The sequence below is a fragment of the Halobaculum saliterrae genome (assembly GCF_009831625.1).
Taxonomy (GTDB): Archaea; Halobacteriota; Halobacteria; order Halobacteriales; family Haloferacaceae; genus Halobaculum; species Halobaculum saliterrae.
Genome location: NZ_WUUS01000002.1, coordinates 196,463 through 214,491, shown reverse-complemented (window position 1 = coordinate 214,491; position 18,029 = coordinate 196,463). Strand labels below are relative to the sequence as shown.

At 54.2% G+C, this 18,029-nt stretch carries 14 protein-coding genes; 6 read left to right on the top strand and 8 right to left on the bottom strand.

The window, feature by feature from the left end:
* The first annotated feature begins 187 nt into the window (after window positions 1-187).
* Window positions 188-1,189: a hypothetical protein gene (locus GRX01_RS03920; RefSeq protein WP_159663637.1), complete on the top strand. Its 1,002-nt coding sequence runs from the start codon at window positions 188-190 to the stop codon at window positions 1,187-1,189.
* Window positions 1,190-1,348: 159 nt separating this feature from the next.
* Here the strand turns inward: GRX01_RS03920 and GRX01_RS03915 are convergent, their stop codons facing one another.
* From GRX01_RS03915 to GRX01_RS03895, 5 genes are all read right to left on the bottom strand, one after another.
* On the bottom strand, window positions 1,349-1,891 hold the full coding sequence (locus tag GRX01_RS03915; RefSeq protein WP_159663635.1) for an SLATT domain-containing protein: 543 nt from the start codon (window positions 1,889-1,891) through the stop codon (window positions 1,349-1,351).
* Complete coding sequence (locus tag GRX01_RS03910; RefSeq protein WP_159663633.1) at window positions 1,888-2,946, bottom strand: CBASS oligonucleotide cyclase; 1,059 nt, start codon at window positions 2,944-2,946, stop codon at window positions 1,888-1,890. Before GRX01_RS03910 ends, GRX01_RS03915 begins: the two co-directional genes overlap by 4 nt.
* Window positions 2,943-3,779, bottom strand: a complete 837-nt coding sequence (locus GRX01_RS03905; protein WP_159663631.1) for a hypothetical protein — start codon at window positions 3,777-3,779, stop codon at window positions 2,943-2,945. Before GRX01_RS03905 ends, GRX01_RS03910 begins: the two co-directional genes overlap by 4 nt.
* A gap of 421 nt (window positions 3,780-4,200) precedes the next feature.
* Window positions 4,201-5,352, bottom strand: coding sequence for a hypothetical protein (locus GRX01_RS03900; protein ID WP_159663629.1), 1,152 nt, complete (start codon window positions 5,350-5,352; stop codon window positions 4,201-4,203).
* A complete protein-coding gene (locus GRX01_RS03895) occupies window positions 5,345-7,099 on the bottom strand; it encodes a DEAD/DEAH box helicase (protein ID WP_159663627.1) in 1,755 nt (584 codons plus the stop codon). Before GRX01_RS03895 ends, GRX01_RS03900 begins: the two co-directional genes overlap by 8 nt.
* Before the next feature lie 145 nt (window positions 7,100-7,244).
* Between GRX01_RS03895 and GRX01_RS03890 the strand changes: the two genes are divergently transcribed.
* On the top strand, window positions 7,245-10,460 hold the full coding sequence (locus GRX01_RS03890) for a DUF499 domain-containing protein (protein ID WP_159663625.1): 3,216 nt from the start codon (window positions 7,245-7,247) through the stop codon (window positions 10,458-10,460).
* A gap of 9 nt (window positions 10,461-10,469) precedes the next feature.
* Here GRX01_RS03890 and GRX01_RS03885 read toward each other — a convergent pair whose 3' ends face one another.
* Window positions 10,470-10,682: a hypothetical protein gene (locus tag GRX01_RS03885; RefSeq protein WP_159663623.1), complete on the bottom strand. Its 213-nt coding sequence runs from the start codon at window positions 10,680-10,682 to the stop codon at window positions 10,470-10,472.
* Window positions 10,683-10,765: 83 nt separating this feature from the next.
* Window positions 10,766-12,604, bottom strand: a complete 1,839-nt coding sequence (locus tag GRX01_RS03880; protein WP_159663621.1) for a DUF262 domain-containing protein — start codon at window positions 12,602-12,604, stop codon at window positions 10,766-10,768.
* Between the two features lie 442 nt (window positions 12,605-13,046).
* On the opposite strand from GRX01_RS03880, the gene GRX01_RS03875 reads away from it, so the two are divergent.
* The 3 genes from GRX01_RS03875 to GRX01_RS03865 all read left to right on the top strand — a co-directional run bounded on the left by GRX01_RS03875 (window position 13,047) and on the right by GRX01_RS03865 (window position 17,070).
* On the top strand, window positions 13,047-13,316 hold the full coding sequence (locus GRX01_RS03875) for a hypothetical protein (RefSeq protein ID WP_233740849.1): 270 nt from the start codon (window positions 13,047-13,049) through the stop codon (window positions 13,314-13,316).
* 120 nt (window positions 13,317-13,436) lie between these two features.
* Window positions 13,437-16,118, top strand: coding sequence for a DUF1156 domain-containing protein (locus tag GRX01_RS03870; RefSeq protein WP_159663617.1), 2,682 nt, complete (start codon window positions 13,437-13,439; stop codon window positions 16,116-16,118).
* 379 nt (window positions 16,119-16,497) lie between these two features.
* Complete coding sequence (locus tag GRX01_RS03865) at window positions 16,498-17,070, top strand: hypothetical protein (protein WP_159663615.1); 573 nt, start codon at window positions 16,498-16,500, stop codon at window positions 17,068-17,070.
* A 248-nt stretch (window positions 17,071-17,318) separates the two neighbouring features.
* Here GRX01_RS03865 and GRX01_RS03860 read toward each other — a convergent pair whose 3' ends face one another.
* The gene (locus GRX01_RS03860; RefSeq protein WP_159663613.1) at window positions 17,319-17,516 is read right to left on the bottom strand and encodes a hypothetical protein; all 198 of its coding nucleotides are present in this window, start codon (window positions 17,514-17,516) and stop codon (window positions 17,319-17,321) included.
* Between the two features lie 100 nt (window positions 17,517-17,616).
* Between GRX01_RS03860 and GRX01_RS03855 the strand changes: the two genes are divergently transcribed.
* Window positions 17,617-18,000, top strand: a complete 384-nt coding sequence (locus GRX01_RS03855) for a hypothetical protein (RefSeq protein WP_159663611.1) — start codon at window positions 17,617-17,619, stop codon at window positions 17,998-18,000.
* The last annotated feature ends 29 nt before the right edge of the window (window positions 18,001-18,029 follow it).

The following is an 18,029-nucleotide window of genomic DNA, read 5'->3' as shown; positions in this document are numbered from 1 at the left end:
TGTTGAAATCTTCAGTAATGGACAAATACAGCGTGTGAGATGCAGGACGCAAGTCGGTGACCGATTACAAATAAAGAACTACAATTCTCAGATTCTCAAACTCCGACCTGGCTAAACCTGACAGTGTCTCTGACCGGCAATAGTTTTAATTAGTACAGTCGTACTACTGTAGTACAGTAGTAGCAATATGGCAAACTACTCACTCCGGCTCGATGACGATCTGCGCGAGGAGATGCGTGAGGTTCCAGACATGGCGGATAGGATCCGGGACTTCATCGAGCGTGAAGTCCGCAACTACAAGCATGATGCGATGACCGAGGTAGAGGAGTTCTGTCATCAAGTCATCGACGAATACGGCGTTGTTGGAGCATACAGTCTCGAACAACTCAACCGACTCAATCAAAACCGCCGGTATGTGGAAAACATCGAAGCAAGGTTCTCCGGTACGGATGTTGACATTCAAGAGGCTCGACTAGCGGCAAAGGAGATTCGAGATGGGTGGGAGAATCTGCCCCGTCCAACAGAGGACGAAGTAGAGGAAATACTCGAAACTCGCGGGTTCTATGACGAGTTCTATGACCATGCTGTAAAGCAGGTTCGTGAGGCCGTTGATTCGGAAGCACCGGTGCGATGGGCCTACTGGACTGTACTACAGTTGGCGCGCACGTATGAGGAGGACTACTCCCGTCAGAGTGCATACAGCATCCAAACCCGGGGTATGTCGAACACGCTGGACTACCACGGCTTCACCGATGAGGATATTGAGGATGCTAAAGAACAACTCGTAGCCGTCGGTGGACTCCGCGACCACTACAACTCTAGAGCCTATTCGTATTGGTACGTGAAAGTTCCCGGATACCTCGTAGAGGCCCTATCTGACGGCCTTGAAAAGATGGAGAGAGGAGTAATGAATCGAGTAGAAGACTACTGCGAGGAAGACCCCTACCTCAATAGGATTTCGGACGTGACCCGAGGAGACAACAACCTGTTCAGAAAACAGGTGGGGGAAGAGATAGAGGAAACAGACCTTGAGAAATTGATTCAGCACGGCACTGTCGTACTGAAATACCGAAGTGGACGGTCCTCTACTGGAAGGCGTTCTTCACTCCCTTCCAGAACTGAAGCAGTTCTCTCGCCATCGGTTCGTCAAATCGTCGGTAACGCCTCCTACAGACGAGAAGTAGAGTAGTCAGGCTCTGCTGAAACCATCTCCATATCTTGCGATTTGCTGTGATACTAGTTTCTACCCGGATCGACGAAAAACCAGCGCGAAGAGCGGCTCTCCGCTATGTCAATTCCGAAGGATTTCAACAGAGCCAACCCACCTACTGTGGCTTAATTAGCGAGACTACCGGTTGAGGAGTCGACGCTTCGCTTCCTCAGTAGTCTCAATCTCGTCGTAGATTGTTGACTCGTCGAGACGATCGTACCATTTCCGATTCAGCTGAGGCATGTCCTCGTTCAAATCCTGCCTCCGCTCAGCAAGTTCTCGATACCTGCGCTCCAACTCCTCGTACTCAGTATCTGCGTTAAATTCAAGCGCGATGTAGTCCTTGATATCGTCTAATAACCGTAAGTACGCCTCACCTGCACGATAGTGCTTGCTCGCGGTCTGATCTGGATTTGTCATCGTTTTGTACGCAGATGCAACGGCAGTGACGACTGCAATCCCGATCGGAACGATGACCGGGGCCTGGTTCCAGATAAGCGCAACCGTAAGGATGGCAGCACCGAACGTCGTGACGAAATCAAGCTGCCTTCCACGGTCGCTGTATGTGTCGGCGGCCTCGAAGTGGCCCTTATACGTGTGCAGTACATTGTCCGCACAGTTCACAACACGGTCTTCTAGGTCTGTAGTGAGTCCAGAGTCCCCCTCAATCTCACCGGTCACTGGAATCCCTCCCCATACTCAGTTTTCAGACGCTGTTTTGCCGTTGCAGTATCCCCACGTTCTTTCGCCGCCGCAGCCTCGTCAAGCGTGTCTGCTGCAGACTCTGCCTTACGGGCAGCGGCCTCACGCTCTTCACGTGACATACCCCCATCGACCGCTTCGTCGTAGATTGGCTCTCGTGTCGTCGAACGGACTCGGTCAGGAAGCGACTGCATGAAGTCCATTGCGAGATCATGGTAGTTGCTGGGGACGCGTTCGCCGGTCCGGGCCTTCTCAGCGAAGTAGTTGTGGACCATGATCTCCATGTGGTACGACCGAACGGGGACCTCATTGTTGTCGGACCACTTTTTCATCATCCGCGTGAGGCCAGAGACACGACCATCGTGAGCTTGGTCACGCGCTTCGAATTCGTTCTTATAGGCACGAGGATTCGTCCCCATCCACGAATCGGACCCGTGTGTATCGGGGATCGCATAGCCATCGCTGGCGTCGTTGAATAGGTTGAACCCATCTCGTGGGTGCTCTGCGTGCGGGACCTCGGAGTAGTCAAACGCTGGGGCGATCTCCAGTGTCGAGTCGTGGTAGCGTACCTTCACCACGTTCTGGTCAATGGTCACCTCAGTATCGGCGAACCGCGGGTCGTTCTCGATACGCCGTTTGACAGCCCGCAGTGCGTTCGTGGCACCGTTGCGCTGAGTAGTCCATTGTCGATGCTCATCCGCGTCGAGCACGATCATGATATCTGCGTCGGAGTCCTGCTTCAGCGGCCCCACCATTGTCCCGCGAGTGAACGAGCCGATAAGTTGTGACTCTTTGATCGAGAGGTCCTCCTCAAGGATTGCGACGATGACATCCCGTCGGGCAGATATTGTCTCTCCTTGCCGGTCGGTGATTGTGGTGTCCTCAGCAAACTCATCGTACGCGTCGTCGACAGTATCGCCTTCGTCGACGAACGTGTCGATCCTCGTTCCAGATCCAGCGCCGGAACCTTGCCCGGACACTCCGCGGCCCCGAGTCTGGTACTCGTGACCGGTGGAGAAGCCACCGCCCATCATGCGGTGACCCCCGTATCCTCAACCCACGTCGAAAGCGGCATCTGACTCTCACCGAGGGTGGCGTTGACCTCCGATTTGAGTCGGCCATACTCTTCGTGAGTCTGTTTGATGGAGCCCTCACGAAGATCGCAGCGGGTCCGCCACTGATGCAACCCGCTGGCTGCGATGACCTGTGGAGGAAGCTGCTCGAGGTACGGTGGATACAGCAACCCGAGTAGGATGACTTCGAGATCCGGCATGATCGAGACTATCGTCATGATATCCTCCCTGAGAGGCCGCAGCCCCGCGCCGCTGCTGAAGTATTGGGTACCGTATATGGCGGTAACGTGGATGTCGTTGTGTTGGAGGAAGCGATGGTAGATTTGCCACTCCTCCTTGCAGGTGCCTTTTATCAATGGGAGGAGGCTGATATCCGTGTCAGCCAGTTCCGTTGCCACGCGGGCAGTCCCCCTGAGTTGCTGGCGGATCCGCTCGCGACGCTCCACACGCGATGTAGAGCGATACACAGGCACATCAAACGGGATGTGTACCGTGGGATCGAACGCCCGGATCAGAGCTGCCTCTCGTTGTACTGTAAGTTCGCTTAAGTATTCATCGCGGCACGTTGATGTCGTGATAACCGCAATGGAGTCTGGGAAGTACGAGTCAGCAGTCTCTCCCTGGTTTACGAGCCGCTCAACGTGTGGGAGTTTGAGCACGACCGAGTGGACGTTCGGATTATTTGTGAGGAACGCTTGATGTGCTGCCTGCGGCTCAACCAGCGGCAGGGCTCCACGAGGAGCGGAGTCAGGAGTAACGGTACAGCTGTCGATCGGGTGGGTCGCGGCGGTCATGTCGGACTCTCTGTCTCCTGCTTGTGTTCCAACGAGGCGGGTGTGTATTCAGGAGCCTCGGGTTTGACGGGAGACAGATTATCAGAGAGACACTATCCCAATAAATCTAGGGCTAGCTTCGCTCTGAATGCCGACTTTAAGCTGCTTAGCCGGTGGTATAGTGGATGAAAGGACACACGAAATCCAGGGTGATATACGGGGAACAAGCTCGTTTCACTTAGGAAGGCAGATTTCTCGAGCTATTAATCTATAGTACTGAATGTGCTCAGTCACAAGTAATTGAAGTGGTACAATATTAATCCGACGAGTCTTAGAAACAACAGTATACTGCCCTCTGATACGTGTATCACTACATTTACGCCAATGGCTAATACGATAGTTTCATCGAGTATATACTTAAATTAGTAGAAGTATCTTAGCGTCATTCAGTACAACTCCGGCATTCGAGACCGTTCGAAATCGTTTGAATCGGGTTGTGTTCAGAGAGCTCCTGTTCACACGCCGAACATCGGACAGTATCGGCTACACCGATCCCACTCCCGTATCCAAGAGTAACGGTTTGATTTATGTTACCGTCAATGAGTTCGAAATCGACCTCACCTCGCTCGTACTCGATTTCAGTCAGAGTAAGCGGCGTGACCTTCACGTCGAGTGAGTGCCTCTCTCGGATTTCTCGTTGTCGCTCGGGGAACCCACTATCACGACGCTCCCACAACTCGTCGAGCGTCTCGTCAAGTTCCTCGTACTCCGATTTGAGTTCTTTACGTTCTCGAAGTGCTTGAACGCGTGAGTCCTCGTCTCCAGTGTTGATCTTCTCACTTAGGTCGTCGATCTTCGACGACAAGTTCGAGTGTTCCTCCTGTAGTTCCTGGATACGCTGTTGTTGCATCTGGCGGTACTCTTCAACTTCTGAATCTGCAGCACGCGAGGCTTCCTGATGGATCTCGTCGAGTCGGTGTTGTATTCCGTCAAGTAGCAGATCACGAGCCGCATCGAGAAGTGGTCGTGCCTCCTCCTTTGCCAATTGTGAGTTGCCAGCGAAGACTTCGTTGGCCTCTATCGATGTTCGTTCGAGGAAACTCTCCGCCAATCTCGGCAGGTGCTCTTCCGACCGTGCGTCCACAGCGACGGCGCGGAGAAGCTCTTGCTGGTATTCACTGACGGTCTCGATACCGACACGAAAGAGAATTACGATAGCTGTACGGTCGTAGTACGGAGTGAACTGAGCGCCCTGTACCTCGACAGCGCCGTTTTGGATCCACCCCGGGATCTCGATGTCGGATTCACTCTCTATCGACAGCTTGCCAGAAGGTGACCGTTCACCCGCCTCACGGAGTAGCCGTTGAAAGAACGCACTCTCCGGATTCAGCCGTTTCGTGCTGTCATCCTCTGGAGTACCCTCCCCACGGACAAGTGTGTGTCTCCCGTGGGTGATCTCGGTGTCCGTATCATCGGGTACCGACACCACCCAGTGATCGTCACTTCGCTCGATGGAACAGCCGATAGAGCGGAGATACCGTTCTGTGAACTGCTCTACCACAGATTGCGTGACAGTAATCGAAGCGTCAGTCATCGCTCTCCCCCAGGTCAAACCCTTCGAACACGCCGCTATTGAACTCCTCAAGTTTGTCGGCGAGCTCGCGCTGTTCCTGGAGGTTAACAGCCATCGCATCGAAGTCGTTCTCAAGCTCGACTTCGGAATCAGCGTTCATTAGCCGCTCGAAAATTTGGTCTTCGAAACTTGTGCCCGATTCCTCCAAGCGACTCAAGATCGAGCTCAGTTCTCCAACACTCTGCTGAAATAGATCAATTTTATGATACAATCGCTCAAGTACGTACTCCTCGATCGTATCTTTCAACGCCATATTGAAGATGAAGACGTCCCGCTTCTGCCCGATTCGATGTATCCGACCGATACGCTGTTCGACACGCATCGGATTCCACGGCAAGTCCAAATTTACCAACATGTTGCAAAATTGTAAGTTTCGCCCCTCGCTCATCGCGTCGGTTGAAACGAGGATTCCACCCTCTTCTTCGAAATCCTCGACAATCTGTTCTTTCTCACTGCTGGAGTGACCGCCGTGGAAGGCGTGTACTGTGTATCCCTCTGAGACGAGTCTGTCGAGGATCTGCTGTTGGGTTGCTCGGAATTGAGTGAAGACGATGACTCTCCCCATCTCGACGTTGTCGCGGGCTTCTTCGACGATATCCAAGAGCCGCTCCTGTTTTGTCACCGTATCGATCTCATCGATCAGATCCAAGATGGTCTCCAGTTCGTCCGCGTGCGTGAGCTCCGACTGTTCGTAGAGTCGCTTCTCGATGGTCCGCTTAAGCGCGACCGGGCTGCTGACGACCTCCTTCTGAAGGAGCATCAGTACGAGCTTCTGTCCCTGGTCTTGACTGTACGCGCCTTTGACGTAGTCAGAGACTGCTTGGTAGAGTTCGCGTTCCTTTGGGGTAGGCTCGAACGTCCGTGTGTCGATAGTCCGGTCCGTGAAGTCGATGTCCGTGTCTTCCCGTCGGTTCCGGATCATCACTTTGTTCAGCCGATCCTGTAGCTCGTCTCGGTTGACGAGCGTCTCCTGATTGCTGTTCACGAAGTACTGGTGGAAGACATCGCGTGTGCCGAACAGTCCGGGGCGGAGTAGCGAGACGACGTTGTACAGGTCAGTCAGTTCGTTCTGAATCGGCGTCGCAGTCAGGAAGAACGCGTAGTTGTATGCGAGCCGGTCAATCAGGTCGTAGCGGTCCGTCTCTTCGTTCTTGACGTAGTGTGCCTCATCAAGTACCAGAACATCCCAATCGCGGTCGAGAACCGTCTGGCGGTGTCGCTCGCTCTTCGCAGTATCGATGCTCGCAATGATGTAGTCATGGGCGTCGAAGTCCTCGAATTCGTCGTCGTAGTTGCAGATGAAGTCGAGTCCGAACTTCTCACGGAGCTCTGCCTGCCACTGCTTGGCCAGTTGTGCGGGCGTGAGGATGAGGACGGACTCGTCCGTTTCACGGAAGTGCATCTCCTTGAGAATCATCCCGACCTCAATTGTCTTCCCGAGGCCGACTTCGTCAGCCAGGAGTGCTTTTCCGTCCATCTCGAAGAGGGCCCGATAAGCCGCATCCACTTGGTGTTCCAGTAGCTTGACGGAGTTTTCGTCCAGCTCTTTCAACGACCGAAGTTCGGAGTCCGGTTGGCCGGCTTGGAGACGCACAGCTTGGATACTCTGTAGATGGTCTCCCTCAGCACCGTCTTCAGACAGCGAATCCAGGAGATCGTCTGCAGACTCGTGTGTGACCTCGATATCGACGAGGTCGTACCCGCTCATACGTTCGTAGAAACAGGTGTGCGTAAAATACGTTTTGTGACCGACAATCGTGGATCGGTACGCAGTACTGTTGTTGAGCCTCCGGCTCTGTTCATTGGGACCATAGTGTTTATTGGGTGCCACTGAACTTTGTTTAAGTATCAAGATGGCACAGACGGGATCCTTATCAAACACTCTCGAAGACACGGTGACCCTCAGCCGTGAGCTTCGAGAAGAAGGGCAGATCGATGGACAGGTAAAACTCTACAACGTTGACGACGACGAGGAGTTCGAGTCTGATGCGGACCTCTTCTTCGAGCGGACGCTGATGACACAGGGCCTTCGAGAGGCCCTCGCCATCCTTCGTGATTCGCTCACTGGCGACGATCCACGCGGGACACACATTCTCTACGGCCCGTACGGCAGTGGGAAGTCTCACCAGATGGTGGCGCTGTACCACTGTTTCGATGATCCCGCGGCGGCAGGAACGTGGGCGAATGACTCGGTCGAAGGGTTCGACGCTGCACTTCCGGAGTCGGCGACGCCGATCACGGTTGCGATGCAGAACGAACAGTACGAGTACCTCTGGGAGCCGTTCTTCGAGGCGCTCGACTACGACCCTGGAACGTTCAACTCGGGTGGGTATCCCGATATGCAGACTATTCAGGAGGCCGTCGGCGACGACACAGTCGCATTTTTCGTGGACGAGCTGGAGGATTGGTTCGACACGCTGCAGGGCGACCGCAAGAGCGCAAACAAAGCGTTCCTCCAGTCGCTGCTCGAATCGACGGCGCTCTCTGATCTCGAACTCTACACCATTGTCTCGGTGCTTCGCGAAGGGTCCGAGGTTCACGACATTCTGAATCGGGAACAGGCGGTCGAGGTCAACATGAATAACCAGGTGGACAAGCGCGAGGTCCTCCGCCACCGCCTGATCGATTCCGTAGACGAGAGTGCTGCCCGCGAGATCGTCAATGGGTACTTCGACGCGTACGATCAGGCAGAGGGGCACGTCGATCTGCCTGACGACCTGCTGTCGGAGATGCACGACCTCTACCCGTTCCATCCCGTGCTTCTGGATGCGCTTGAGACGCGCTACTACGCCGACGAGGGGAACCAGAACACGCGCGGGATGATCTACCTCTTCTCGAAGGTCCTCTTGCAGATGCAGGATCAGACGGACCTGATCACGCACGGCGACATCGACGCCATCGAGTTCGAAGACGAACTGGCGAAGATCAACTACGAACGGCTGAACGCCGCCACCGGGGACATCAAAAGCCGTATTGACACCGATGAAGTGCCTCACGGTCGGCGCATACTGAACACGATTCTGCTGTACTCACTGAAGCCGAGCGAAGGTGAGGGCGCGGAGGTATCAGAGATCGTGATGGGTGCTTACCAGACTGGTGACCTCGTCTCCGACGTCGTCCTCAACCTCGAACGATTGCACGGCGTCGCGTGGCACCTCCATAAGCTCAACGGGAAGTACGCCATCCGGGACCGACAGAACCCCAACGCGCTCATCCGGAACGCAGCCGTGGACGTGTCGGAGACATCGGCAAAAGCCGAGATTGCGGACTTCATCACGGATATTTTCGGCTCGAACGCGTACCCGGTCGGGTTCCGGACAAACGACATGCGAGACATCCCGGACGACCGCGACGTCAAAATCGTCGTAAAGGACAGCCAGTGGAGCCAGGAGGAAGTGAAGAAGGTCATCACCAACGATGGCCGCGGACGCGAGTGGCGCAACACGCTCGTGTTCGTCCAACCTTCGGGCGACAAGGCCATCGAGTCAGGCACACGCTACATCGACAAGGCGCGGTATATCGAGGGTGCGCGGCAGGTACTCGCGGACGAGTCGCTCGATGACGAAATCCGGACGTCGATTCAGAGTATGAAGGAGCAGGAGGAGAACGAACTCCGTGAAGAGCTTCAACTCCTGTACGGCGAGGTGCTCGATGGGGATAACCTGTTGGATGACGACGAGTGGGCGAAAGTGGAGCCGATGGATCTCGATGTCTTCGTCCTCGTCGACGCCGAACTCGACGCGACGAACATCGGGAATTCAGCGGCTGCTGACCCGTTCGATCTTCAGTCACACGTCTGGGAGATCGCTGAAGACCTCTTGGATCGACGCGGAGAGATCTCGGTCGAAGACATCTACGAACAGTTCCTCCGTGACCCGGAGTTCCCGATCCCCGGAAGCGCGAACGACGTGTTGAACGCGACAGTCGAAGCGCTCGATGGGAAGCCGGTACTGGCGCGTGACTCGGGCGGGTTCCGTGACGATCTCTCCGGAAGCTCGCTCGACACCGTGCTCGTCCAGCAGGACGACGTGGACGTGTGGGGCGTCGATGACGTTGAACAGGAACTCCGACAGCGCTTCGGGAGCGGGACGACCGCGCTCGATATCGGAGACTTTGAACTGGAACTCGTTGAAGACGGCGAGATCTGGATCGACGGCGACAGCCACGACGTCGTAATGCGAGCTATCGGTCGCCTGAACCGCGAGGATCAGTACGTCATCGTGCGCGGCAATGAGATCCTCGACAAGCCGCAGTCCGACGCCACGGTCCGTGATGTCGGGAGCGCGACGGTCATCGGCGCGTCCTCTCTCGTGGACCGAATCGAAGCGCACATCGACGACGACGGCTACGCGAACCTTGACACGATCATCGGCGAAATACGTGCGGACGAAGCGGTATTCCTCCCACCGGACGAGACCGAGTCCGTCGCCCGCGAGGCGGTCAACGAGTTCCTCGTTGACGACTACGTACTGGAGGCGGGCGGCAGGTATCTGGCATCGCTGGGCGACCGTGAGCCGACGACGGTGAAGATCGTCCCGACAGTATCGGACCGGATCGGTGACCAGATACTCTCGTACATCGAGGATCTGGATCCGGGTGACCAGTTTACCGTGAACAAGGTCACCGACCGCTTCGACGACAGCGTTACTGAGTACATGGTGCGGACGTACCTGCTGGAGAACATCGGGAAGGACGAGGAGCCGGAGTACGTGGTTAACACGACCGGGTCGGACAAGGCCTCGGACTGGGTGCCTGGCTACCCGTTCCGGAAGGCCGACACGGAGGCTGACACGTGGCGCTTCGAGTACAACGGCGACGACGTCGCCGCGATGCGGAGCAAGTGGCGGAACGACCACCAGACGGGGAGCGTCGAATACGGCGACGTCACGTTCATGCTGCCCGACAGGGAGGGTGTTCCCGGTGCTCTTCAGGGGACCGCCGACGTCGAGCGCACACAGGTCAGCTTGACGTTGCGATCCGAACAGGACTACACGAAGGTGCAAGACCTCTTCGAGCGAATGCCGGAAGAGGCGTCAAGTCTGAAGATCGAGATCAGCTTCCAGAAGTAGCCGCGTCTTCTACGGTTCAGTATCGCCGTTTCTGACTAACGCCTCGACGAGGATCTCGTCACCGTCCGCCTCATCCAGCATATCCCTCAGAACAGTTTTCAGTCGTCTATCGAACAAACTGCGCGGATTCAGCGGTGTCAGTTCCGCCTCAAGCTCATCTCGACTCACCGTTCCAGAAATCACGAACTCTCCGTCGTCTCGTATTTCGAGCAAGTCAGTCATACTGGATCATCCGCAGCATACCGAATAGCCTGTTCGGTTACTTGCTAACTCGACGATATCGGTGGGAAATGGTCTGTCGGAGTCTACCTGTCCCAGTACTCTGCGTCTGGTTCCGGCCAAACGTCACTCGCTTGCGCAGCGAGCCACTCGCCACGCTCGGCAATCGTCTCCTCGTTCCATTCGTCGGGCCAGTCCGTAACCAAGTGCTTGTTCAGACGCAGGACGGTGTGTTCCTGAATCGCTTCTCGTTTGTCGTCCCAGGCTGCATTCGAGATAGAGGGGTTCAGCTTGTCGGTGAGGATCGTCAGGTTCCCGATTCGGTTCTTCGCCTCGTCGCGCTCGATTCGTTCGACTTCGGCAGGTCGTTCACCCGGAAGCGACCAGTGTGTGGACCACTTTTGCGGAAGGATATGTTCAATCTCCAGGTCCTGCGTGAACTCCACCGTTTCGCTGTATCCGGTGTTCCGTAACTCACGTTCGATGGCTGCGAACACCATCTTGAGGCGTCGCTGGTTAATGACGGCCCAGTATTCCATACTGACCATCGAGTCCGTCAGCTTCTCGTCACCAGGCCAATAGTCGCTCTCGCCCTCTTTGCTCCGGAAGAACTGGACGACAACGTCTCCGACGGGCTCGTCGTCTCGCTCCTTAAGCTCGTCCAGTAGTTCGATGAATATCTTGTTGTAGTTCTTCGACGTCAGTCGAGAAAGCATCCGACGCATCAGCCAGCTTTCGATGGCTTCGACGGCTTTCACGCGTTGTTGCTTCGGGATATCCTCGTGGCCGAAGATCCAGAGCAGAACCGGATACGGTGTCGTTGTGTCGAGGATGTCCAGCCGATGGAAGAAGATCCCCTCCCGAGACCCACGGTCTGGCTCAGAGATGGTCTCGTAGATGGACGCGTAGTAGTCGATGTCCTTGACGATCTCCTCGACAGAGTGGTCGGTCCTGTCGAGGTACTTTCGGAACGCCGGGAAGAGCTTCTTCGCGCGAACCTGCTGGCTCATCTCCATCGTGAGCCAGTGCATGATGAACACGTCTATCTTCGGACGGTCAAGACGCCCTTGAGAGACATCGACGCGCCACTCGTCCTCGTCGAACTGCTTCCAGTACTTGTCGTGCAGTTCACCTGGGTCGTTGTGCTGAACGGAGGCCTCCCGGAAGAGGTAGTTCTTGATCAGATCGGCTGCGAGTAGCGGTGTTCCACGAGCATTCAGCGTCTCGAAGATCACCTGTGCATCGTCGTTGGATTCGAGGTCGATGACGACGACGCGGAGCAGATGCCACATCGTCGTGACGAGCGCTTCCAGGTGTTCCTCGGTGGATTCGTTTCCGGACTCAGCCCACTCTCGAATTTCATCCCTGAAGTACCGGAAGCACTCCTCCAAGTTGTCGTCGCCGTCGAGTTCGGCGTGCTCAGACTCCGGGTCAGAAAGAGTCATCACGTCTATGAACGCGTCCTGATCGGCTTCGATGGGCCAGACCTTCAGTCGGTCTGTCTCCGTCCTCGTGAGGTCCTTGTCATTGTACATCAGCTTCTCGACCAAGGACGCCGATCCGTCGTCTTCGAAGTCCTTCGCTACGGAATGTGTAGCCGCCAACAAGACTTGGAGCGTAATCAGCCGCTGTTGCCCATCGATGATCTCCCGTGTCTCCAGCTTCTGCGTCGGCGTCGATTGTTGGTCGAGGACGATGGCACCCAAGAAATGCGGAGAGGTGTCCTGTTGGGCCTCTTGTCGTTCGAGATCGGTATCTGCATCCGCCTGCCGATCCATCAGCTCGTTCACGACGAGCTGGAGGTCCTCCCACAGGGGCTGCCAGTGTTCCTCCTCCTTCCACACGTACGGCCGCTGGAATCGTGGAACGACGTACCGCGTGTCTTTCCGAAAGATGTCCTTTAGATCGAGTGTGTCCGCTTTCATCGATAGCCAGATCTTCCAGCGATGGTATGATAAATGGTGTCCAGTAGCGGACAGCAGCATCCGTTTTGATCGCTACGCGTGGCGCGACCACCGTTTTCGAGCGATTGCCAGTGGGTGTCGGGTCTGGACTGAATGGTATCTCTGATGCACTCCTATCCCGAACGCACGTCGTTCACGATTCCCTGGGGCTATTACGAATCATTCATCGAAATCGATTCCTCTCGACTAGGAGGTATGTTGCCTGACGCGGGGTTTCGGGTATCTTTGCCACGTCGGGTTCGCTCGAATTCCAGTCGTCTCCGGAGTAGCAAATCGCTAAATTCTGGCGATTTAAACCCCGACCACGCATTTAAGCAAACTCCTGTGGGGAACATAAGCTAGCTGACTTCAAGGTTTAAAAGGGGTGGCGGTTGTAGTTGTTCGGGTTCAACCCATGCAAACAATGGCAATCGACCGAGCGAAGAAGATCGACGAATCGCTAGAGATTATCAGTGAGATTGAGGAAGTGACCGAAGTACCGTTGACAAAGAGCCGGCGAGCACTACAGGTGGCTGGAGAGTACGTCACGGATGACTCGCTGTTCGTGGAACGAGTGGTCCAAGCGATGACTGAAGCAGCCGGCTACGCCATCGAGACAGGTCACGATGACTTGGCGTCCACCGCCATCCAGAACGTGACTGACCTCGAAACGCTCGTCTCTGAAGAGGAGTAGGCGACTTCCTCGACGTTCGTTCCCCTTTCGAGACACCCCATGAAGATCGCTCACTGAGACGTTACTGCGAAGAACGTACACTTATGAGGCTGCTGGGTTATCGCTTCTACATACTGAATAATGTCTGAGCAATCTGGATCTTCACAGGGCCAGCAGGAGCGGACGGAACTCCCTATTGAGCGTGGATTCCCCATTGAGCGTGTCAACGAACTCGCTGAGAAAGAAGGTCGGGCAAAAATGTACTACCGACCGAACTACACGATGCACAAGTGGTGGGCACGAAGACTCGGTTGCGTCTTCCGTGCCATCTCTCTTTACAGCCTGCTTGACGATCCGGAAAAGGTCTCGGTGTTTGAACCCGGTCATGAGAGTGGGACACTAGCAGATTACGGCGACAAAGCCGAGAACGAAACCGTCGATATCGCATCGGTCATTGACGGAGTCAATATGTCGGATCCAGAGAGTCTGTGGGAACTCTACTCAAAAGACGTTCGCGTTGAGGACAAGAAGATTCTGGACCCATTTATGGGTGGCGGCACATCACTCATCGAAGCTTCTCGTTTTGGTGTTGAATGCCACGGTAATGATTTGAACCCAGTCGCATGGTATATAACAAGCAAAGAAATTGATGCAGGGACAACAAATGTTGAAGATCTAAACGAAGCTTTTGATAGAGTGAAAGACGAAGTCGCTGACGATATACAAGGTTACTATAAAACCGAATGTCCGAATGGGGATCATAAAGCAGATGTTATGTATTTCTTTTGGGTCCGTCAATTAGATTGTGTTTCTTGTCAAAATACTGTATCACTTTTTAAAGATTACCGGTTGGGGAAATCAAGATATGGGCAAGACGGTTATCAAGTACTCTGTCCAGACTGTCATTCAATAGTACATACGGAGGACTGGAGAAGCCAGACCTCATGTAACGACTGTGCGGCTAGTTTTGTGCCGCAAGAAGGAAATTATAATAGAGGTAATTATAGCTGTCCTGACTGTGGTCAAAAGTATCGGGTTACAGACGCAATTCAAGAACAAGGAGGGTATAATCAACAGCTGTGTGCTATCGAATATTATTGTAGTACCTGTGATGAAGAGGGGCTAGATAGACGCGATTATAAAAATTATAAGAGTGTAGATGATTTCGATTTGAAGTTGGTACAAGAAGCAAATCAGGAATGGAAAAGATCTGAAGTGCTAAAAGAATATGTCCCCAAAGAATCTATCCCTGAGGGGGCTATTACTGCAACTGTTGATGGAAGCCAGTCTTCGTCTGTGACCGGCAATAACGTCTTCCAACATAATTTCAATAACTGGACAGATATGTTTAATTCTCGCCAGTTATTGTCGCTAGCAAAAATAATGAAATCTATAGATGAAATTGAAAATCAAAATACATCTGAATTTCTCCTGCTCGCCCTGACAGAATCTTTGAACTATAACAATATGATGAGTGGATACCAAGCATCGTATAACAAAGCAACAAATCTGTTTAAATCAAACTCTTTTGAACCACCGGTTCTTCCAGTTGAAATAAATGTATGGGGATCAGAATATGGTGCTGGTAGCTTTTCAGCGATGTGGGATATGGTAGTGTCTGGAGTTGAATATTCGAATGCTCCCACTGAAAGGTATATTGAAAACGGTGAAACTCACGAGACTGAACCGTTCAGTCAGCCTCTTGGTAATAATTGCAAGGTTACATGTGGAGATATGAGGGAAATGTCTACAGATTCAGACTATGATGCGATAATCACAGATCCACCGTATTACGATAATGTTATTTACTCGGAACTGTCAAATTTCTTTTATGTGTGGCAAAGAGTCCTTCTAAAGGACGAGTACAAAGAATTTGAGCCAGAGATGACGCCACGACAAGAGAGTATTGTTGCTAATCCTGCTCTAAACAAAGGGGCAGAAGAGTTCGAGACCGAACTGGGGCAGGCATTTAGTGTTCTCAGAGACAGTTTGAAAGAAGATGGGGTATTGACATTCACATACCACCACAGTGATTCCGATTCTTGGGGAGAACTACTTACTTCTGTCTGTAACTCTGGTTTCATAGTTACTGCAACGTACCCGATTAGTGCAGACATTCAAAAGTTCATAAAAGGTGAGGCTGTTTCATTCGATATTGTAGTTGTGGCGCGTCCAATTAATGAAACAGAACCGGTATCTTGGAACTCCCTCAGGCGTGACATCTACCGCACAGCCCGGCGGACACGTCAACAACTCGAAGAGACACGTGACCTCTCACGGGGCGATATCGGCGTGATGGAGATGGGCGCGTGTTTCCGCGAGTACTCCAAACACCATGAGAAGGTGCAGCGCGATGGCGACATCATGAGCGCGAAGGAGGTCGTCCAGGAAATCTACGGCATCATTCAGGAGGCCAGCGACATCGGCGTCGAGGACGTCTTCATCGACCTGCTCGACACCGCGAACGTCTCCTACGACGACGTCAACAAGCTCTGCCGCGGGACGAACGCCACGCCAGAGGAACTCAAGGAGATGCGCCTGTACAATCAGGACGACGGCTTCGAACTCGGCACCTGGGACAACGAGAAGCGACAGGCGTACATCCAGGAGCGCGTCAACGGCGACGGCGGCGACCACCTCTCGAATCTCGACAAGCTTCAGTTCCTCCGCTACCGCTACGAGAAGGGACAGGCCGTCCAGAACTACGTCGAAAAGTGGGACGTCGATGACGACCTGCGCGAACTCGCGGGACGGCTCGCCGATGTGACCGGCGACGACACGTACACGCGGGTGCTCGGGGACCGAGACATCACGAGCTACTGACGACGGTTGTAGCTCAGTATCTCCGGTTCGGGCACGACCGAAGGTTTTTGAGCCGGGACTAAGTACACGGTACTGTAGAGGGCTTGAGCATGAGTAAGGAACTAGCCGACCGATTCGAACGCGATCTGTCCGCATCCGATGAGACAGCGGAGCGTGCACGTCGGGCACGCAGCCGCGGTGCAGCTCTCGACATAGATTGGGCGCGAGCGTTCGAGGTCTACTATGCTCAGGCAAATCTGGATCCGAAGAAGTTCATTCGATTTCCCGATAGGGAAGTCGATTTTCCGAATCCAGTCGTAACTGGTCGAGACTTCGGTGACGTTTCGTCGGACGATGACGAGCGGTACGAATCCGCCACACCCCGATAGCTCGCTTTTCGATGGAGGCTACGCTGGACGTTCTGGATACACAACTACTGGTCTATATGGCCAACGAGGCCGAGCCGTGGGCCGTTGAAATTCACGAAGAAATTCTGCAGGGTGAACGTATCGTGTTTCTCCCTCGGTACGTCGCAACCGAATTCTATCAGGTGATGGAACGAAACCGAGGGGAGGAGGGCGCTGACATCGCTTGGGAACATCTGACCACGTTGAGCGAGACTCCTGCTGCGGTTGTTCCTCATCCGAATCGGTTCCGAGTAGATGTACACGCAATTCGGAACCACGCGACGACGAGGACGCTCGCAGCTGTCTGTGATATGGAACCGAAAGACGCGCCGATCCTCGCCACAGCGTACCGCCTAACAGAATTTATTGAAGCATATGACCCACCGAACCACTCGCAGGAAGCGATCCCGAACGATCCTGAGGAGTTCCGACTGAAGCGGCTTCTCAACGAAGTTGGTGTCGATACCATCACCGCACGCATCTTAACCAACGAAACCAACTTCATCGGTGTTGATCCTGATTCAGTCGGCATTGATACTGTAACAGTAAAACAGATACCCGAGTAGCGACCCTCAGTTATTGACTAAGGACCTCAACGAACTGCCGAGGATCGTCTCCTCCCGAAATGTCCGCCGAGGAGGCCCGGTGGTATCTCATCCGATTCCTCGGGAGGCCGGACTTCGAAGACTACGAGAAGATCTACGATGAACTCGCTCACGAGTGATTCAGACAGACGGTACCGCCGATGTCACGTTCGATAAATTTCGTTTTCACCAATGCCTTCCCGTGAACCGACAGGTGTGCCTACGGAAAGTCAGAGTGCGTTTATGAGCGCAGCACCGGCCGCGAGAAGCAGACCGACGACGATTGCGGGTAGGGCGAGAGCCTGAACCACGTTAGAGATCCAGCTGACATCGCCGCCGTTACCGCCAATCCAGACAGCAGCGACGAGTGCAATGCCGACCACGATGATGAACGGGAGTGCGATCAGTTCCTCGGGCTCTGCCAACATACGATGACAAACGTCAGTTCGCGTTGAATACTTTCTCCCCCAGTTCGTGCGTCTGACAGCACAGTTACTTAATGAGCCGACGAGAAACGTATTTTAACGAATGGCAGGACCAGGCCAGATACCCGGACGATACAACATCATTGTCGAAGGCGAGTATGACGTGTTCGACCACCAGATGCCGGTCGAGGAGTTCGTCAAGCGCCTAGAAGATGACGACGTACCAGACAAGGTCAGCGTCGTCGGACTGGGTGACGCGTTCGAGGACGGCGACGTGGCAGAAGAGCTCGCTCGTGCAATGGATCGACGAGCGAACGACTTGGAATATCAAAGCCCGACCGTCCAGTTTGTCGTCGAAGGGACGTTCCACCGAAGCGGGAAGACCTACGACCTCCGCTATAACGATGCGCTGCACTCCCTACAGCAGGTCTTCGGTCCACAACTCGAACGGAAAGAAGAGGGTGACTGGCTCGTCGCACCGTTCTAGTCGGTAATCAGATTTGAGACACAACTGTT

Coding starts and splice junctions, on each gene's coding strand:
- GRX01_RS03880 (WP_159663621.1), bottom strand. CDS start 12,604: ATGAAAGCGGACACACTCGATCTAAAGGACATCTTTCGGAAAGACACG.
- GRX01_RS03900 (WP_159663629.1), bottom strand. CDS start 5,352: ATGACTGACGCTTCGATTACTGTCACGCAATCTGTGGTAGAGCAGTTC.
- GRX01_RS03865 (WP_159663615.1), top strand. CDS start 16,498: ATGGAGGCTACGCTGGACGTTCTGGATACACAACTACTGGTCTATATG.
- GRX01_RS03920 (WP_159663637.1), top strand. CDS start 188: ATGGCAAACTACTCACTCCGGCTCGATGACGATCTGCGCGAGGAGATG.
- GRX01_RS03860 (WP_159663613.1), bottom strand. CDS start 17,516: ATGTTGGCAGAGCCCGAGGAACTGATCGCACTCCCGTTCATCATCGTG.
- GRX01_RS03890 (WP_159663625.1), top strand. CDS start 7,245: ATGGCACAGACGGGATCCTTATCAAACACTCTCGAAGACACGGTGACC.
- GRX01_RS03910 (WP_159663633.1), bottom strand. CDS start 2,946: ATGATGGGCGGTGGCTTCTCCACCGGTCACGAGTACCAGACTCGGGGC.
- GRX01_RS03875 (WP_233740849.1), top strand. CDS start 13,047: ATGGCAATCGACCGAGCGAAGAAGATCGACGAATCGCTAGAGATTATC.
- GRX01_RS03855 (WP_159663611.1), top strand. CDS start 17,617: ATGGCAGGACCAGGCCAGATACCCGGACGATACAACATCATTGTCGAA.
- GRX01_RS03870 (WP_159663617.1), top strand. CDS start 13,437: ATGTCTGAGCAATCTGGATCTTCACAGGGCCAGCAGGAGCGGACGGAA.
- GRX01_RS03885 (WP_159663623.1), bottom strand. CDS start 10,682: ATGACTGACTTGCTCGAAATACGAGACGACGGAGAGTTCGTGATTTCT.
- GRX01_RS03905 (WP_159663631.1), bottom strand. CDS start 3,779: ATGACCGCCGCGACCCACCCGATCGACAGCTGTACCGTTACTCCTGAC.
- GRX01_RS03895 (WP_159663627.1), bottom strand. CDS start 7,099: ATGAGCGGGTACGACCTCGTCGATATCGAGGTCACACACGAGTCTGCA.